Raw genomic sequence first — 17576 nt, forward strand, 5'->3', positions numbered from 1 at the left:
GGACAGCGTACTTACCTAATTACTTGGCATGGCGACGGTTATTTGAAACCACAAGGCCAGCCGAGGAAGCGTGGCTTCGTGCGGCGATAGGCGCTGACCAACAGCAGATGCCAACATAGCCTTATATATACAGTAGTTGCCGGGTTTAAAGAAATCAATAGCAAGTAAATGAGTTAATTCGCTAGGGAGCATGATGGAGCTACCCAAGCCACTAGTACGGGGGGTAATGTGCTAGGTGGGTTAGGTAGCTAAAAAGCGAGGAAGCACTATGAACGTTGTTATTGTGACAGGCGGAAGCCGAGGTATTGGGGCAGCAACAGCAATCCTGCTTGGCTCCAAAGGCTATGCGGTGTGTGTCAACTATCTGGCGAACAAAGACCGTGCGAATAAGGTGGTCGATTCCATTGTACGGGATGGGGGCCAGGCGTTTGCCCATCAAGCGGATGTCAGCAAAGAAGCAGACGTTGTCCGCCTGTTTGATGCCGCCGAGGCGCACTTTGGCGGTGTTACCCACTTGGTCAACAATGCAGGGATTTTGCTTACTCAATCCAAGCTGGTGGATATCGAGCTTGAGCGCTTTAACCAAGTACTCAATAGCAACGTGGTCAGCTGCTTTCTCTGTTCCAGGGAAGCCGTCAGGCGCTTCCAAGCAGGTGGTGCCATCGTCAATGTTTCATCACTTGCCTCAAAAACAGGCTCGCCCTTTGAGTATGTTGACTACGCTGCATCGAAAGGGGCCATGGATACCCTAACCAAGGGGTTGTCTCTTGAAGTGGCTGCCTCAGGGATTCGTGTTAACGCCGTTCGTCCCGGATTTATCTACACTGATATGCATGCCGATGGTGGCGAGCCTGGGCGAGTCGATCGCTTAGCACCACAGATTCCCATGCGGCGTGGCGGTACCGCGGAAGAAGTTGCGAATACCATCGCCTGGTTGCTGTCGGACGAAGCCTCTTACGTGACGGGGTCATTTATTGATGTAGCAGGCGGGCGGTAGCGGGGTTATCTGCCCATATTTAACGCGTTCTGTAGGGATGCTGCTTTTGACAAGGAAAGGTCTTTTAATCCATGAAACTTCAACAACACTTCGAGCAATTGGCCACTTACAATCAGTGGATGAACGCCAAGGTATACGGCGCCGCTAGCCAGATGAGTGCCGAAGAGCTAAGCAACGATAGAGGTGCGTTCTTTGGCTCTATTTTTGGCACCTTAAACCACATCGTGGTTGCCGACACTCTCTGGCTTAAGCGGTTTGCAACCCATACTTCCTCAGCTACAACGCTTGCGGTAATGATTCCTTTGCCCATTCCAGAGCGCCTTGATCAAAACATGTTTGACGATTTGGAAGGCCTGAGGGCGCATCGCCAATGGCTAGATAGCGTGATTATCAACTGGATAGCCGCGCTGACTGACGACGACCTCAATACCGTGTTGAATTACCAAAACACTAAGGGAGTGGAATCAAGCAGGTGCTACTCAAGCCTGATTGTTCACTTCTTCAATCACCAAACCCACCACCGTGGGCAGGTAAGTACTTTGTTCTCCCAGGCCGGTATCGATATTGGTGTCACTGATCTATTGGAGCTGATTCCGAATGAGTCTTAAGAAGTATGCTTAGACGCCGGAAACCGAGTTGCTGGAAACCGTCAGTTATTACGAACCGAAGGTTTCAGGGTTGCGAAACGCCTTGGCTTTCTCAAGCCAAGGCGTTTTTTTACCCGGTTACCAAACTAGCCTAGCGCTTCTTCCTCGCGGGCTTTTTATCGGTACTGGCAGTCGGGCCGGTTTCCTTTTCGCTGCCGCCATTAGGGAAGTGAGCACGAACCAGTTCCAGCAGGCCTTGAGTGGAGGCGTCGAAGTCGGCGGCGTGGGCGTCGATGCGTTCGCTGATTTCACCCGCGATGCGTTTGCCGAGCTGTACGCCCCACTGGTCAAACGAGTTGATGTTCCAGATAACGCCTTGGACGAACACTTTGTGCTCATAAAGCGCAATCAGCGCGCCCAGGTTTTTCGGCGTTAGCTCGTCCAGCAGTAGCGTGCTGGAAGGGCGGTTGCCGGGGCAGCTGTAGGGGTCGTGCTGGCTTAGCTCTTTGCTGTCCCCCTGGCTGCCTTCCATAAAGGCGTTGGCCTGGGCGAGCATATTGGTCAATAGAGCGAAGTGGTGGTCTTCGACTCCCGGCTCGGGCTTGAGCGAGGCAATAAAATCAATCGGTACGTAGCGGGTGCCCTGGTGCAGTAGCTGGAAGAAAGCGTGCTGGCCGTTGGAGCCAGTTTGGCCCCACACAATCGGGCCGGTTTTGTAGTTCACCGGGTGGCCAAAAATATCCACCGACTTACCGTTAGACTCCATATCAAGCTGCTGCAGGAAAGAGGGCAACTGATTCAGCGCTTGATCGTAGGGCACGATGGCCTGGGTTTCGGCACCAATAAAGTTGATGTACCAAATACCAATCAGCGCCATTAGTACGGGCATGTTTTGCGAGAAGGGCGCGTTGATGAAATGGTTATCCATCTCATGAGCGCCTTCGAGCAGCTCGATAAAGCCTTCGAAACCGACCGAAAGCGCAATAGGCAGGCCGATGGAGGACCACATGGAGTAGCGGCCGCCCACCCAGGCCCAGAACTCGAACACGTTCTCTTCGCGAATGCCGAACTCCATCGCCGCTTTGCGGTTGGTGGAGGCGGCAATAAAGTGCGCACCCACGTCGGCGTCTTCGCCAGCGTTCTCTAGGAACCAGCGCCGTGCGGTTTTGGCGTTTAGCAGCGTCTCCTGTGTAGAAAAGGTCTTGGTAGAGACGATAAACAACGTAGTCGCCGGGTCGAGGCGCGAAAGCACCTTCTGGATATGGGTGCCGTCTACGTTGGAAACGAAGTGAAAGTGCAGTTCCGGATGGCGGTATTTGAGCAGTGCGCGCACCGCCATATTAGGGCCGAGATCCGAGCCGCCAATACCGATATTGACCACATCTTTAATACGTTTGCCGCTGTAGCCTTTCCACTCGCCATTGCGCACCGCTTCAGAGAACAGCTTGATCTGCTCACGTGTCCGGGTGATCTCGGGCATAACGTCTTCGCCGTCCACATACACCGGCTCATCGCCTAAGTGACGCAGAGCCGTATGCAGTACCGGGCGGTTTTCCGTAACGTTGATAATATCCCCGGAGAACATCTGTGCCCGGCGCTGTACCAGTGCCGAGTGGTCGGCTAGTTCAATCAACTTGGTAAGCACTTCATCGGAAACATGGTGCTTGGAGTAATCAAGAAACAGACCGCCCACCCGAAGGCTCATTTTCTCAAAGCGCTGAGGATCATTGGTGAAGTAGTCACGAATGCGGTCGTTAGCGGTTTTGTCGCGTAGGCGGTCAAGCGCCTGCCAGGTGACACTACGAGTGAGCTGAAACATAGGGCGATCCGTTTGTTATTAAGTGAATGTAGTAACCAGAACCGAATGGCAAACTAAACGTGGCGTTATGTAAAAATACTACATAAAAAGCGGCGAGGAGTAGAGGGTATTTATGACTAGACTTGCATTAACTGCGTAAAGCTACGTATTTGTGTGGGCAGGCAATTGTGCCTGCCCACACAGGGTAGGGTCAGCCGTTAGGTAGCAACCGCTACTTGAGCCGCGCCGCGTTTGATAAACGCATAGCCTAACCCGGTAACCAGTGAGCCCGCTATAATAGCGCCCAGGTAGAGCAGCGCCGGGGTAATGGCGTTGGGGATCAGCAGTACGAAGATACCGCCATGGGGCGCCATTAGCTTCGCACCCACCAGCATCGAGAGCGCGCCGGTGAGTGCCCCGCCCGCGATACAGGCCGGAATGACCCGCAGCGGATCTTTCGCCGCGAAGGGGATCGCGCCTTCACTGATAAAGCAGAGGCCCAGCACGAATGAGGCTTTACCCGCTTCGCGCTCCGGTGCTGAGAACTTGTTGCGCGCGACAAAACTGGCAATCCCCATACCAATGGCAGGCACCATCCCCGCTGCCATAATCGCCGCCATGGGGCCGTAAGTTTCCGAGGCGAGCAGGCCCACGCCAAAGGTATACGCGGCTTTGTTGACCGGGCCACCCAGGTCAAAGCACATCATTGCGCCCAGCAGAATACCCAGCAGTACCGCATTGGTGGAGCCCATGGATTCGAGGAAACTGGTCAGCGCATTCAGCAGTGCCGCGACCGGCTCACCAATCACGTAGATCATGGTCAGGCCGGTAACCAAACTGGCGACCAGCGGAATGATCAGAATCGGCTTCAGGGATTCAACGCTGGAGGGCAGTTTGACGTAACGAGTGACCGCCAGCGCCACATAGCCCGCCAGGAAACCGGCCAAAATACCGCCGATAAAGCCGGAGCCGATATTGGACGCCAGCATGCCGCCAATCATACCCGGTGCGATGCCGGGGCGGTCGGCAATAGAGTAAGCGATATAACCTGCCAGTACCGGAATCATCAGCGCAAAGGCGGTGCCACCACCGATTTGCATCAGCGCGGCGGCCAAGGTGCCTTCCTGCTCAAACGCTTCAATGCCAAACACAAAAGAGAGCGCAATCAGCAGGCCCCCCGCCACGACCATCGGCAGCATAAAGGAAACGCCGGTGAGCAGGTGCTTATAAACGCCTTTCTCTTTGACGCTCTTAGTGTCGCTAGCGGTATTGGCCGAACCGCTATTTTCCAGTGCCGCGTTTTCCAGCGCGGCTTCAATGGTGGGGCGCGGCTTTTTCAGCGCGTTGCCGGTAGACGTGCGGTAGATGCGCTTGCCTGCAAACCGCGACGGATCAACGTCGATATCGCAAGCTAGTAGCACCACATCGGCCTGAGCGATCTCTTCTTCCGTTAATTTGTCTTGTGCGCCCACCGAGCCTTGAGTTTCCACGCGAATGGCGTGGCCCATGGCTTTACCTGCTCCCGAGAGCGCTTCGGCGGCCATAAAGGTGTGGGCGACGCCGGTAGGGCAGGCGGTGACCGCGACAATTTTCTTGCAACCCGCGCTGCTTGAAGCGTTAGAAACGGAAGTTGCAGGCGCGGCAGGCGCGCTGTAAATCGGCGCTTCACGCTTGGCCTGGGCCAGAAAACCGCTAGGGTCGGGGAGCGCGCTGGCAATCGGTGCCTGGAACAGGCGCTTGCCTTCGAAGCGTTCCGGGGCGGGCACGTGATCGGCGGCGACCACAATCAAATCGGCGTTAGCAATCTGATCAGCAGTAGCAGCCTGCAGTGGCGCGATTTCGCCATGCATTTCAACGTGTACCGACCAGCCTTGGCGCTGGGCAGCCTGCTCCAGGCGCTTGGCAGCGAGGAAGGTGGTAGCCATGCCGCTGGGGCAGGCGGTAATCAGAATTATGTTCATAGCGTAGCTCCCTCGGTGATGGAGTCATCAAGACGCCGTATCCGGGTGTGTTGTTGGAGTGAGTCGAAATCCGCAGCGTTGGCGTTGCCGACACCGACATGGCGTACGGCCTCGGCAGAGAGTGCGGTAGCAAAGCGCAGCGTTCGTTCCGGGTCGTGTTGATTAAGTAAGCCGTGGAGCATGCCCGCGACAAAGGTATCGCCAGCGCACACCGTGTTGGTTGCCGTCACCTTGGGGGGCGTGGCGTGCCAGGCACCTTGGGCGTTCACCCACAGCACGCCTTCGGTACCCGCTGAAACAAGCGCATGGGCGATGCCGCTTTGATGTAGCCGCTTGGCGGCCGCCAAGCGTGCTGGCGTCGTGTCGAGAGTGTCCCCTGCCCAGTCGGCGAGTTCATTTTCATTGGGCTTGATGCCCGCCGGGTGGGCGTCGATGGCGGCGTTAAGAGCCGGGCCGCTGGTATCCACCCATAGCGGCGCACCACTGGCGTTCAAGTGCTCCAGTAGCTGGCGAAAACCATCCAATGACAGCCCTGGGGGCAGGCTGCCAGCGACAACCACTGCCTGGGGTGGCATCGCGCTGCTCAGTTCGGCGTCCAACGTGTCGATTAGCGTTTGTAAATGTGTGGCGTCAATCGGCATGCCGGGACCGTTGATATCGGTAACGCGGCCACCCTGTTCAGCCAGTTTGGCATTGATACGCGTGCTGCCAGGCACCCGCACGAAGGCATCGGCCAGCCCCAGCTGTTTGAAAGCCAGGGCGAAGGGCGCGTCGTTCTCGCTGCCTAAAAAGCCGCTGACCGTGACGCTATGACCAAGCTCTGCCAATACACGGGCAACATTAACGCCTTTACCAGCGGCTTCGAGCTGCGCGCTGGTAGGGCGGTTGACGCTGCCCAATACTAAGGCGTCAAGGTTAAACGCTAAATCCAGCGCTGGGTTGAGCGTAATGCAAAGCACGCGGGCCATTAGCGCGCCTCCAGTGCATCACGCACTTCGTCACTGGTCGCTTGTGAAAGCGCTAGCTGAGCGATGGCCTGGGCGTCTGCAAAATCAAACTCGCGCAGGCGAGCTTTCACCAAAGGAATCTGCCGCGCGCTGACCGAGAGTTCATCCACGCCCAGGCCAACTAATACGGGAATAGCCACGGCATCCGAGGCCAGCTCACCACACACACCGACCCACTTGCCTTGGCTATGCGCTGCGGCCACGGTCATCTGGATTAGACGCAGCACCGCCGGGTGTAGGCCATCGGCCTGGGCAGAAAGCTCCGGATGACCGCGGTCAATCGCCAGGGTGTACTGGGTCAAATCATTGGTGCCCACCGAGAAGAAGTCCACCTCGGCGGCAAGGCTGGGTGCCAGCAGCGCGCTGGAAGGTACTTCAATCATCACCCCGAGCTGCACATCGGTAGCGCGCTGGGAGGCGGGGATCTCTTGCAGCAGGCGATCATAGATCACCTTGACCGCACGAAACTCGGCAATGTCCTTGATCATCGGTAGCATGATGCGCAAAGGGTGATCTTTGCTGGCCATCAACAGCGCGCGCAGTTGGGTCTCGAGCACGTCGGGCTGGGTCAGTGCCAGGCGAATGCCGCGCAGCCCCAGGAAGGGGTTATCTTCCTGGGGAACCGGCCAGTAAGGCAGCGGCTTGTCACCGCCCACATCCAAGGTACGTGCCACCAGCGGGCGGCCGCCCAACGCTTCCACCGCTTGGCGGTACTCTCCAATCTGGGTAGTCAAATCCGGGGCGCTGGCGTGGGCCATGAACAGAAATTCAGTACGCAGCAGGCCAACACCCTCGGCGCCGCGCTCTACTGCATCGGCAGCGTGGGCGGTATTGCCCAGGTTGGCGGCGACTTCGACACGGTGGCCATCGCGAGTTTGACCAACCTCAAAGCGGGTTTTCCAGGCAGCTGCTTCGCGCTGCTGGTGGTCGAGCAACTGCTGCTCGGCACGCTGTAACCGCTCTTCGGAAGGTTGCGATGTTACCCGGCCACGATCACCATCCAAAATCATCATGCTGGCGTTGTTGAGCGCCATCACCGCTTGCCCCGCGCCAACGACGGCAGGAATACCCAGTGCGCGGGCCAGAATGGCACTGTGGGCTGTCGCACCACCGCGTACAGTGAGCAGGCCACGCACACGGGAGGTATCCAGGCGCGCCACATCGGAAGGGCCGATGTCGTCCATGACCAGAATATAGGGGTGGTCAGGCGGTTCAGGAAGCGTCACATCGCAGAGCACGCCAAGTACGCGGCGGCCCACGTCGCGGAGGTCGGCGGCGCGTTCGGCCAGCAGGCGGTCGGCCAGCATTTCCTGGGCGTGGGCAGCGGTTTCAATCGCTTCCCACCAGCCCGCTTCCGCTGAGCGTCCTTCGCGAATGGCATCCGAGGCCGCGTGGTGAAGTTCCGGGTCGACGAGCATCTCTTCGTGCATCGAGAGAATATCGGCGACTTCGCCGCCCTGGGCATTGCGAACCAGCGCCTCCAGTTGGGCCGCGCCCTCTTTAATGGCGTGATTCAAGCGGATGAGCTGTTGCTCCGCGTCATCGGCGTGCTCGGGGTAGTCGAACAGCATGGGGCGGATAACAAACACCGGGGCAATGGCCAAGCCCGGAGAAGCGGCCACGCCGGTATGGGGCGTGTCGGCAGCCAGTGGCTCGACGGCCGGTTGAGTCGTGCTGGCTTCGGGCGCGGTGTCAAAGCCGCCGTCAAGGGACGTCACTTTCTCGCCCAAGCCAGCCTCAATCGTTTCCGCCACGCTCTCGAGCGCTTGACGCGCGTTATCACCTTCGGCGGACAGCACCAGCCATTGGCCGCGGCGAGCGCCCAGGCCGATCACCTTGGTCAAGCTGGCCGCCGAGACCAGCGTGGCGCTGCCTTCTTCCAGCCGCACATTGATCGACATTGCCTGGGCGCGGGCGACTTGCACCAACTGCTTGGCGGGGCGGGCGTGCAGGCCATGAGGGTTAAGCACCCGCACGCGACGGGTTTGCGTGCTAGCGGTCTCGCCCGCCAGCAGGGAAAGCAGTTGAGTGCTGTTGCATGTGAGCAGCGAGTCGCTGGCGCCGCTATCCAGCAGTGCCATTAATTGCTCTAACAGCGGACGGTGGGCATCACCGTGGGCAGCTAAGCAGAACAGCGCATGGACCGGGTGGCCAGCGCTTTCCAAGGTATGCGACGCTGGCGTGGCGACCCCAAGCGCGGGCTGATTAACCCCTTGCGAGCTGCTGGCCAGCCACAACCCCTTGCCTAACCAGGTGGGTTGAGCGGCGGCGACAGCGGTAATGAAGGCGTTATCGACGCAGCCACTTTGACGCAGGCGGGCGGCGGAGGCCAGGGCGAGCTCTTGGGGGGCGCGAGCGGGAAAGTTGACACAGAGCGTATCAGCATCCAAGCGTGGCTCAAGCGTTGGTTTGGACAGCAGGCGCGCCACATCGGCAGCGGAACTGGCGCTGGCTAACTGTTCGGCAACCCCTTCACGATCCAGCACGTGAGTGAGCTGGCGCAAAATATCCAAGTGCTCATCGTTCTGGGCCGCGATGGTCACCAGCACATGCACCTGTTGACCGTCGTGCCACTCGATTCCTTGGGGAAACTGCAGCACGCGGACGCCGGTCTGCTTCACATGTTGGCGGCTTTCTGGCGTGCCATGGGGGATCGCGATGGCATTGCCCAGGAACGTCGATGACTGGGCTTCGCGGGCGTGCAGGCCGTCACGGTACTCGGCCTCAACCAGTCCGGCGTCTACCAGCGCTTCAGCGGCACTGTCCAGCGCGGTTTGCCAGCTATCCGCGTGGCGGCCTAGCAGGATGTCATCGGGGCCGAGTGTCAACATAGCATTCTCCTGTAAACGCGCTCTGTTGCTGCGAAGTACTTCCGGTGAGTACTTTGGGCCGAGTGCAGGGCGTGTACATAAGTGATCGTCGTTAAATGATCATGGTAATGGCATTGATGCCAGTGGGATGAATCGACCCTTCAGCGGTGATTCATCCTTGCCAATGAATCTAGTGTTAGTGCTATGCTGAATCGATTCACTTCGTGACGCAAGGTTCGTGCTTTTAGACTTTGGTCTGGTAGGCGCTTACTTGCTGATAAACTGCCCGGTCACACCAAGGGGAACCCGAATGACACTCGCCGATATTGCCCGGCTAGCCGGCGTCTCGCGCACGACCGCTAGCTACGTGATTAATGGCCAGGCCGAGCAGCGCCGTATTAGCGTGGCAACGATTGAGAAAGTGATGGCAGTAGTACGTCAGCACCGTTACCACATAGACCCGCAGGCGGCCGCTCTGCGTCGTGGGGCTAGCCGTCTGCTGGGCCTTATCGTGCCGGACCTGGAGAACATCAGTTATGCCCGGCTGGCGAAACGCCTGGAGCGTGGTGCGCGGGAGCAGGGCTATCAGTTGCTGATTGTCAGTTCGGATGACTGTGCAGAGAGCGAGCGAGCACTCGCCCTGGCGCTGCGTGCCCAGCGCTGTGAGGTGTTGATCACCGCCAGTTGTCTGCCCAGCGACGACACCTTCTACGCCGATCTGGTAGACGAGGGCTGGTGTGTGGTGGGCATGGATCGTGGCCTGAATCCCGCACTGTTTTCCAGCGTGGTGAGCAATGACTGCGAAGCGGCCGAGGCGTTGACACGCTCGGTAATCGGTGGGGCGACCAAACGTGTGGCGTGGCTGGAGGCAATGCCGAACCTGTCGATCAGCCGCGAACGGCGGGGCGGTTTCCAGGCGGCATTGAGTGGCACGGAGGTTGTGCCGCTGATCTTGAGTGGAGTGAGCTATGAGCGTAGCGAAGGGGCGCGCCTTGCAGCCCGGCTGTTGGATGAGGAGGGCGGCGCCGATGCACTGGTAACGGCGTCGTACACGCTGCTGGAAGGGGTCTTTGATGTGTTCTTGGAGCGTGGCGGCTTGCCAGACAATATCCGTTTGGCCACCTTTGGCGATCACCGGCTGCTGGATTTTCTCCCCCAGCCGGTCAATTCAGCGTTGCAGGATTATGACCGGATTGCTGCGTTGACGCTGAACTGCGCGTTGGCCGCCTTGGACGGCCACTACGAGTGCGGGCTGCAGGTAGTTGCCCGCCACCTGCACACCCGCTGAACAGGGCGTTCTGATGCTTGCTGCTTAGACCGTTCTGGCCTGGGCCCAAGCGTTGGCATCCGGAATCGACATATCGTAGCTTTCGCCCAGATAGGGCGATGAAAGCAGGAAGTCTGCGGTGGCCGCATTGCAGGCAACAGGCACATTCCACAGGGCGGCCAAGCGCAGCAGCGCCTTGACGTCGGGGTCGTGAGGCTGCGGCGAGAAGGGGTCCCAAAAGAAAATCAGTACATCAAGGCGCTGTTCGGCGATGCGTGCACCAATTTGTTGGTCGCCGCCCAACGGCCCGCTCATCAACCCTTCAACGTCGAGTCCCAGCGCGGTTTTCAAGCGCCCGGCGGTGGTGCCGGTGCCGATCAGCTCATGCTGGCTGAGCACGCTTTGCCAGCGGGTCGCCCACTCCAGCATTTCGACCTTCTTACCGTCGTGGGCAATCAGTGCAATGCGTTTGCGTGCTTGTAGAGTGCGGATAGCTTGGCGGGGCGGTTGTGCATCACTCATGGCGGAACCCTTTACTTGTATTGGCTTTCTAAGACCAGCTTTTAATGTTGGACTACGGTAGCGTTTATATAGTAATTTTACTACATATTGGATATTTACAAGCCTTTTGGGGCCGTTGTTATACGAATTTTCAGCCTCATGACGCTTAAATACGTATTTTTAGTAATTTTTTTACTAAATGCGACACTTGCTACCATTGGTTAATTGAGGAGCTATATCATGACAATAAGAGTTGCGATTAACGGGTTTGGCCGTATCGGCCGCAATGTACTGCGCGCCCTTTACGAGAACAGCTACCGCGACCGTGTACAGGTTGTCGCTATCAACGATTTGGGCGATCCTTCGCTGAACTCCCACCTGTTGCGTCACGACACCGTGCATGGCCACTTCCCTTTCAAGGTAGAGCATGACAACGAGAGCATCACGGTGGATGGTGATCGTATCGCGATCTCCTCCGAGCGTGACCCAGCACAGTTGCCGTGGTCGTCGATGAATATCGACCTGGTGATGGAGTGCACAGGGCTGTTTACCAAGCGTGAGGCGGCTGCCAAGCACATTACTGCTGGCGCCAAGCGGGTGCTTATTTCCGCGCCCAGCCCCGACGCCGATGCCACCATTGTATACGGCGTGAATGACGATATTCTAACCGCCGAGCATACGGTGGTTTCCAACGCCTCCTGCACCACCAACTGCCTGGCGCCGGTAGCAAAAGCGCTGAACGATGCGGTAGGGATCGAGAACGGTCTGATGACCACGGTGCACGCTTACACCAACGACCAGAACCTGTCGGATGTTTACCACTCTGACCCTTACCGCGCTCGTAGTGCGACCCACTCCATGATCCCGACCAAAACCGGGGCAGCAGCGGCGGTAGGTTTAGTATTGCCGGAACTGGCTGGCAAGTTCGATGGCTTGGCAGTTCGCGTGCCGGTGATCAACGTGTCGCTGGTGGATCTTACTTTCACCGCCAGCCGCGATACCACCAAAGAAGAAATTAATGCCATCGTCGAGAAGGCTGCTGCGAATTCGCCGGTGCTGGCGGTTAATGCCGAGCCGCTGGTCTCCATCGACTTCAATCACGATGCCAACTCATCCACCTTCGATACCAATCACACCCGTGTAAATGGTCGCTTGGTTAAGATTATGGCGTGGTACGACAACGAGTGGGGCTTCTCCAACCGCATGCTGGACACCGCCATTGCGATGCAGAAGACCGCTTAAGCTATAGCGAACACTGCTAACTATTCCTACTCGTTACCCTGAGCCCTTGCTCAGGGTTTTTTTATTTTTTAAAAATAGTGCATCCAAAACGTCTTCTCGCGGGTATTCCCTATACAGCCGCCATTGTAGGCAGCTGATAACAACCCTTTTAGGAGACTGAAATGACACTTCATCATCTAACGCGCGCTACCTTGGCCGCCACTCTGATTGCATCCTTCAGTCATGCCGCTTTGGCCGAAACGCCTGCGGATGTCCAAGTACCGGACGGCAACACTATCGCCCTCGAAACAGTTGGCGTTGGCGCTATTACCTATATGTGTGAAACCAACGACGACGGCAATATGGGCTGGGTATTCAAAGGCCCACACGCTACGCTTAATGCTAGCGACGGCAGCCAAGTAGGAAGCTACTATGGCCCGCCAGCAACATGGGAAGCGCTGGATGGTTCAAAAATTACCGGCACCCAGCTAGCCACGGCCGCCAATGGCGATGGCAACATTCCGCTCCAGCTTGTTGAAGCCAACCCCGCTGAAGGGGAAGGCGCAATGACAGGCGTTAGCTACATTCAGCGTTTAAACACCCAGGGTGGCGTTGCGCCCAATGTGGCTTGTGATATGGAACATGACGGTGCAACCGCCGTAGTTACCTATCAAGCGGATTACATCTTCTGGGCGGCTGAATAAGTCGACTGGAGCGCTAATTCCGCTGGGGACTCGTTTGTTGAGTCCCTAGCGGATATGCTGTCTGTGAAAACGACGACTGGCGTCGGTGCCGTCACCAGGGAGCTAGGGTTTGACTGACGTGTCTTCAGAATTTGATCATGCTGCTGTATTGGCCAAATGTGCCCGCGGCGAGCATGACGCTTTGCACCAACTCTATATTCACGAAGGTGCCAGGCTTTTAGGTGTGGTACTACGAATCGTTAAAGATCGTGGCATGGCGGAAGATATTGTTCACGATGCCTGCCTAAATATTTGGCAACGCGCCGATAGTTTTGACCCTGACAAAGGGTCTGCGCGAGCATGGATATTTAGTGTCGCGCGTCACTTGGCATTAAATGCTATTCGTTACCGTGACCGTGAAATTACCTTCGATAGCGACGCACCCACCGAATTAGGTCAGGACGAACATTTCCAGCACGCTGATGTTGCCGAAGAAGCCTTTGATTGGCAGACCGGCCAGCGGATGGATAGCTGTTTAAAGCAACTGGAGCCCGAGCGGCGTAACTGTGTACTTCACGCCTATGTCGATGGCCTCAGTCACGCGGAAATTGCTGCCCATACTGGGGCGCCCCTCGGTACCGTTAAAGCCTGGATAAAACGCAGTTTACTGCGCTTACGGGAGTGTATGGCATGACCCGCCCTAATGATAACGAACGCGAAGATGACCATGCCTTGGCGGGTGAATACGTGCTAGGCACACTGTCGTTAGAGCAGCGCAAAGCGCTGGAAGCTCGTTTGCCCAATGAGCCTGAACTGCAAAAAGCCGTGATGGCTTGGGAAGAGCGTTTCTTGCCCTATACCGCTATCACCGATCCGGTATCGCCCTCTGATTATTTATGGCCACGTATTGAGCGCAGCCTAAAGGCACGAGAAGCGTCCGCTAAACGTACCAGTTCTGTTGTTGTGCCTCCAAGGCCTCGGCGCATGCTACACAGCTTGCCACTTTGGCGTGGCGCTGCCGGGTTTGGCCTGGCGGCGGCGTTAGTCATGGGCGTAATGCTGGCAAATGAAGTCACTGAGCCAACTATTTCAACTACGCCCGAGTACATGGTGGTTCTGCTCGCGCCGCAAACTCAGTCAGCGGGCTGGGTAGTCCAGGCCTCATCGCGACAGGAAATAGAGCTGATCCCGCTGGGTACGTTCGAAGTGCCTGAAGGGAAGGCGCTAGAGTTCTGGACCAAGGCGGATGAGTGGCAGGCTCCGGTATCACTGGGGTTAGTCGAACCTGGTCAGCCCATTCGGATGCGCTTAGACCAGTTGCCGCCGCTTGAAGATAACCAACTGTTTGAGCTAACGCTGGAAGACGAAACCGGTTCGGCCACCGGTCTGCCCACCGGTCCCATTGAGTTTATTGGTCGCGCGGTCGAGATTTAGCCACTCTAAAAGCGCCTGTTAAAAGTGTTTTTAAAAGAACGATAAGCCAACTTGGAACAGGCGTTCCACGTCGCGAATGCGGCGCTTGTCGATCACGAACAAAATCACGTGATCGCCGCTCTCAACCATCACATCGCCGTGTGCGATGATGACCTCTTTGCCGCGCACAATTGCCCCAATCGTGGTGCCTTCCGGTAGGTCGATCTCGCGGATGGTGCGGCCGACCACTTTAGACGACTGCTTGTCACCGTGGGCAATGGCTTCAATCGCTTCGGCGGCGCCCCGGCGCAGCGAGTGGACGTTGACGATGTCGCCGCGTCGCACGTGCGTCAGCAGGCTGCCGATAGTCGCCTGCTGGGGCGAAATAGCGATATCGATCTCGCCACCCTGCACCAAATCCACATAAGCGGCGTTGTTAATCAGCGTCAGCACCTTCTTGGCGCCTAACCGCTTGGCCAGCAGCGAGGACATGATATTGACCTCGTCGTCGTTGGTCAGCGCGCAGAAGATATCGCACTCTTCGATGTTCTCTTCTTCCAGCAGGCGCTTGCTGGTGGCGCTGCCGTGGAGCACCACGGTGCGATCCAGCCGCTCGGAAAGCGTGGTGCAGCGCTCCAGGTTGTGCTCGATGATCTTGACCTGGTGGCTATGCTCTAGATGCTCTGCCAAGCGTTCGCCGATATTGCCACCCCCGGCAATCACCACCCGACGAAAATCCCGCTCGACCCGGCGTAGCTCACTCATGACCGCACGGATATCGCGACGAGCGGCGAGGAAAAACACCTCATCGTCGGCTTCGATGACCGTATCGCCGCGGGGAATAATCGGTCGATTGCGCCGGTAGATCGCCGCCACACGGGTATCCACGTTGGGCATATGGCGGCGAAGAAAGGCTAAATCCTGACCTACCAGCGGGCCGCCGTAGAAGGCTTTCACCGCCACCAGCTGTACCAGTCCACCGGCAAACTCCAGAACCTGTAGGGCGCCGGGGTGCTCGATCAGGCGGCGTACGTGGTCGGTCACCACCTGCTCGGGGCTGATGAGTACATCAATGGGAATCGCTTCGTGGGCAAAAAGGCCTTTACGGGTTAAATACGCCGTAGCGCGCACCCGGGCGATCTTGGTCGGAGTGCGAAACAGCGTGTGGGCGACCTGGCAGGCGATCATGTTAATTTCATCGCTGCTGGTCACTGCAATCAACATATCGGCGTCTTCGCAGCCTGCCTGGCGCAGCACAATGGGGTATGAGCCCGCGCCGGTCACGGTGCGGATATCGAGTTTGGTGTGCAGGTCGCGCAGTTTTTTGGCATCGGTATCAACGACAGTGATGTCGTTCTCCTCACGGGCGAGGTGTTCTGCCAAGGTGCCGCCGACCTGGCCGGCGCCGAGAATAATGATCTTCATGGGCTATTGTCCTCACGGTCAGGCTCAAGGGAGAGCCGGTAACCAATGCCGGGTTCTGTTTGTAACAGGGTAGGCGACTGGGGATCGTCGCCGAGTTTGTAGCGCAGTTTGCTCACCACAATACGCAAATAGTGGCTGTCGTCCTGGTGGGTAGGGCCCCAGATCTGACGAAGTAGCTGGGTCTGAGTCACGACGCGTCCAGCGCAAGCGATAAGATGGGCCAGAACGGCAAACTCCTTAGGCGTTAAATGAACCGCGATGTTATGCAAACTGACTTGGTGGGCGGCGATATCGACCACCAGTCCGCCATGCTTGAATCGCTGAGCACTTGGGCTGGCGCGCCGTCTTAATAATGCCCGAATACGGGCCAACAACTCTTGGATACCAAATGGCTTGGTAACGTAGTCGCTTGCACCGTTATCCAGGGCACGCACTTTTTCTGCCTCGTGCCCGCGAACCGAAACGATGATAACGGGCACTTCATAATGCTGGCGGATGGCATCGAGTACCTGCTGACCATCCATATCGGGTAGGCCAAGATCCAACAGAACGATGTCCGCGTTGGGTGCAGATGCACCGGCGCTGAGTTTTACCAGTCCTTCACGACCAGTGGCGGCCTCGATCACCTGAAACCCCTGGGAGGCAAGGCTGATGCGCAAGAAGTGGCGAATATGCGGTTCGTCATCGATGACCAATACTCGCACTTGATTACTGCTCATTGTCTGCCTCCTCGCGGGGGGAGGGTAGCGGCAGTGACATGGTGATCGTAGTGCCGATCCCTGCGGGCCCTTGACTGGCGTGGATCTGCCCTGCGTGGGCGCCCAGCATACCGCGGCAAATCGCCAGCCCCAGGCCACTTCCATGTCGGCTGCGATCACCTTCATGGCCAGTAACGAACATATCGAATACCCGTTCGCTCAGCGCTGGCGGAATTCCGGGGCCCTCGTCGGTGACTGAAAATAGCAGGGTAGGCGTATCATCAGTGTTGGGCTTAGTAGAGCCACTTTTCCCAGCTCTGTCAGTGCCGGAGCAGCAGGCTTCGATAGTGATGCAGCCATTTGGGGGCGAGAAACGAGCCGCATTCTCCAGCACATTGACCAGGGCCTGTTCGATCAGGGCCGGATGCACATAGAGCAGCGGCAGGTCGTCAGGCCAGTGCTGCTTTATCTGGAGGTCATCAAGGATACTGCCCAGGCGCTTACGAGCCGATGAGACCAGATCGTCAAACGCGACCCAGTCACGCTCGATTTTCATATCGCCATGGCCGAGGCGGGTCATGTCCAGCAGGTTCTGTATATAGCGATTTAGCCGTTCGCTTTCGCTCAATACGCCATCCAGCAGCTCGAAGCGATCCTGCTGGGTCAACTGAGCATCCAGGGTGCGCAAAGAGCTGGCGGCACCAATGATTGATGCCAGCGGGGTACGCAAGTCGTGGGATACCGATGAGAGTAGCGCGGACCGCAGCCTTTCCTGCTCTTCTGCAAGGCGCGCTTCACTCAGCTCCAGCAGCCGTTGTCGGCTATCGCCAGCGAGCTTACCCACTACGAGTGCCACCAATAGGAAGAATAGCAGCGTCAGTAGCTGCTCCTGCTCTTCGACCGCAAATGAAAAATGCGGGACGGTAAAGCAGAAGTTAAAGGTCAGAAACCCCAGCAGGGCGCTGAGCAAAGCCGCATAGCTCCCAGCCACAACAGCGCTGGTGAGTACTGCGGTAAGAAAGATCAACGAAAGATTGGCTAGTGCCAGCCAAGCGTACAGACCCCAGGCGATCAGCAGCGCAGCGCCGGTACTCGCCAGGGCGATGAGGATTTCAAACGGCGTGGGAGCGCGCAGCCGGCGAACGAAGTGCGAGTCGGACCTGCTAATTGATTTGCCAAGCGGCATGATGTTGTCGTCCTTCATGGTA

At 57.6% G+C, this 17576-nt stretch carries 15 protein-coding genes and 1 pseudogene; 8 read left to right on the forward strand and 8 right to left on the reverse strand.

What is annotated here, in order from left to right; genetic code table 11:
- From V8L70_RS08065 to V8L70_RS08075, 3 genes and pseudogenes are all read left to right on the forward strand, one after another.
- Positions 1-119, forward strand: a pseudogene (locus V8L70_RS08065) (IS1595 family transposase); the annotation flags it as partial.
- 149 nt (positions 120-268) lie between these two features.
- Entirely contained in the window at positions 269-997 is a 729-nt protein-coding gene (locus V8L70_RS08070; RefSeq protein ID WP_101145036.1) for an SDR family oxidoreductase, read from the forward strand.
- Positions 998-1068: 71 nt separating this feature from the next.
- On the forward strand, positions 1069-1605 hold the full coding sequence (locus V8L70_RS08075; protein WP_008956996.1) for a DinB family protein: 537 nt from the start codon (positions 1069-1071) through the stop codon (positions 1603-1605).
- Positions 1606-1735: 130 nt separating this feature from the next.
- On the opposite strand, the gene pgi is transcribed toward V8L70_RS08075, so the two are convergent.
- The 4 genes from pgi to ptsP form a co-directional block, all read right to left on the reverse strand.
- Complete coding sequence (gene pgi, locus V8L70_RS08080) at positions 1736-3403, reverse strand: glucose-6-phosphate isomerase (protein ID WP_101145035.1); 1668 nt, start codon at positions 3401-3403, stop codon at positions 1736-1738.
- A 197-nt stretch (positions 3404-3600) separates the two neighbouring features.
- Entirely contained in the window at positions 3601-5343 is a 1743-nt protein-coding gene (locus tag V8L70_RS08085) for a PTS fructose-like transporter subunit IIB (RefSeq protein WP_101145034.1), read from the reverse strand.
- A complete protein-coding gene (pfkB, locus tag V8L70_RS08090) occupies positions 5340-6311 on the reverse strand; it encodes a 1-phosphofructokinase (protein ID WP_101145033.1) in 972 nt (323 codons plus the stop codon). The genes V8L70_RS08085 and pfkB overlap by 4 nt, the downstream gene beginning before the upstream one ends.
- Complete coding sequence (ptsP, locus tag V8L70_RS08095) at positions 6311-9181, reverse strand: phosphoenolpyruvate--protein phosphotransferase (RefSeq protein ID WP_101145032.1); 2871 nt, start codon at positions 9179-9181, stop codon at positions 6311-6313. The genes pfkB and ptsP overlap by 1 nt, the downstream gene beginning before the upstream one ends.
- Positions 9182-9470: 289 nt before the next feature.
- Here ptsP and cra point away from each other — a divergent pair, with 289 nt between their 5' ends.
- A complete protein-coding gene (cra, locus tag V8L70_RS08100; protein WP_101145031.1) occupies positions 9471-10448 on the forward strand; it encodes a catabolite repressor/activator in 978 nt (325 codons plus the stop codon).
- Positions 10449-10472: 24 nt separating this feature from the next.
- Here cra and V8L70_RS08105 read toward each other — a convergent pair whose 3' ends face one another.
- Complete coding sequence (locus V8L70_RS08105) at positions 10473-10949, reverse strand: methylglyoxal synthase (protein ID WP_008956990.1); 477 nt, start codon at positions 10947-10949, stop codon at positions 10473-10475.
- 219 nt (positions 10950-11168) lie between these two features.
- Between V8L70_RS08105 and gap the strand changes: the two genes are divergently transcribed.
- The 4 genes from gap to V8L70_RS08125 all read left to right on the forward strand — a co-directional run bounded on the left by gap (position 11169) and on the right by V8L70_RS08125 (position 14266).
- On the forward strand, positions 11169-12170 hold the full coding sequence (gene gap, locus V8L70_RS08110; RefSeq protein ID WP_008956989.1) for a type I glyceraldehyde-3-phosphate dehydrogenase: 1002 nt from the start codon (positions 11169-11171) through the stop codon (positions 12168-12170).
- Positions 12171-12331: 161 nt separating this feature from the next.
- Positions 12332-12853, forward strand: a complete 522-nt coding sequence (locus V8L70_RS08115) for a DUF3455 domain-containing protein (RefSeq protein WP_101145030.1) — start codon at positions 12332-12334, stop codon at positions 12851-12853.
- Positions 12854-12971: 118 nt separating this feature from the next.
- Positions 12972-13526 (forward strand): sigma-70 family RNA polymerase sigma factor, encoded by a 555-nt coding sequence (locus V8L70_RS08120; RefSeq protein WP_232774470.1) that lies wholly within the window; start codon positions 12972-12974, stop codon positions 13524-13526.
- Entirely contained in the window at positions 13523-14266 is a 744-nt protein-coding gene (locus tag V8L70_RS08125; protein WP_008956986.1) for an anti-sigma factor, read from the forward strand. The genes V8L70_RS08120 and V8L70_RS08125 overlap by 4 nt, the downstream gene beginning before the upstream one ends.
- A gap of 30 nt (positions 14267-14296) precedes the next feature.
- Here V8L70_RS08125 and trkA read toward each other — a convergent pair whose 3' ends face one another.
- From trkA to V8L70_RS08140, 3 genes are read right to left on the reverse strand one after another with little or no spacing between them, the layout of a single operon-like run.
- The gene (trkA, locus tag V8L70_RS08130) at positions 14297-15670 is read right to left on the reverse strand and encodes a Trk system potassium transporter TrkA (RefSeq protein ID WP_008956985.1); all 1374 of its coding nucleotides are present in this window, start codon (positions 15668-15670) and stop codon (positions 14297-14299) included.
- On the reverse strand, positions 15667-16389 hold the full coding sequence (locus tag V8L70_RS08135) for a response regulator (protein ID WP_101145028.1): 723 nt from the start codon (positions 16387-16389) through the stop codon (positions 15667-15669). Before V8L70_RS08135 ends, trkA begins: the two co-directional genes overlap by 4 nt.
- Positions 16379-17572, reverse strand: a complete 1194-nt coding sequence (locus V8L70_RS08140; protein WP_232774468.1) for a sensor histidine kinase — start codon at positions 17570-17572, stop codon at positions 16379-16381. The genes V8L70_RS08135 and V8L70_RS08140 overlap by 11 nt, the downstream gene beginning before the upstream one ends.
- Between the last annotated feature and the right edge of the window lie 4 nt (positions 17573-17576).

Origin of the sequence: Vreelandella arctica (assembly GCF_037070215.1) — a bacterium.
GTDB lineage: Bacteria > Pseudomonadota > Gammaproteobacteria > Pseudomonadales > Halomonadaceae > Vreelandella > Vreelandella arctica.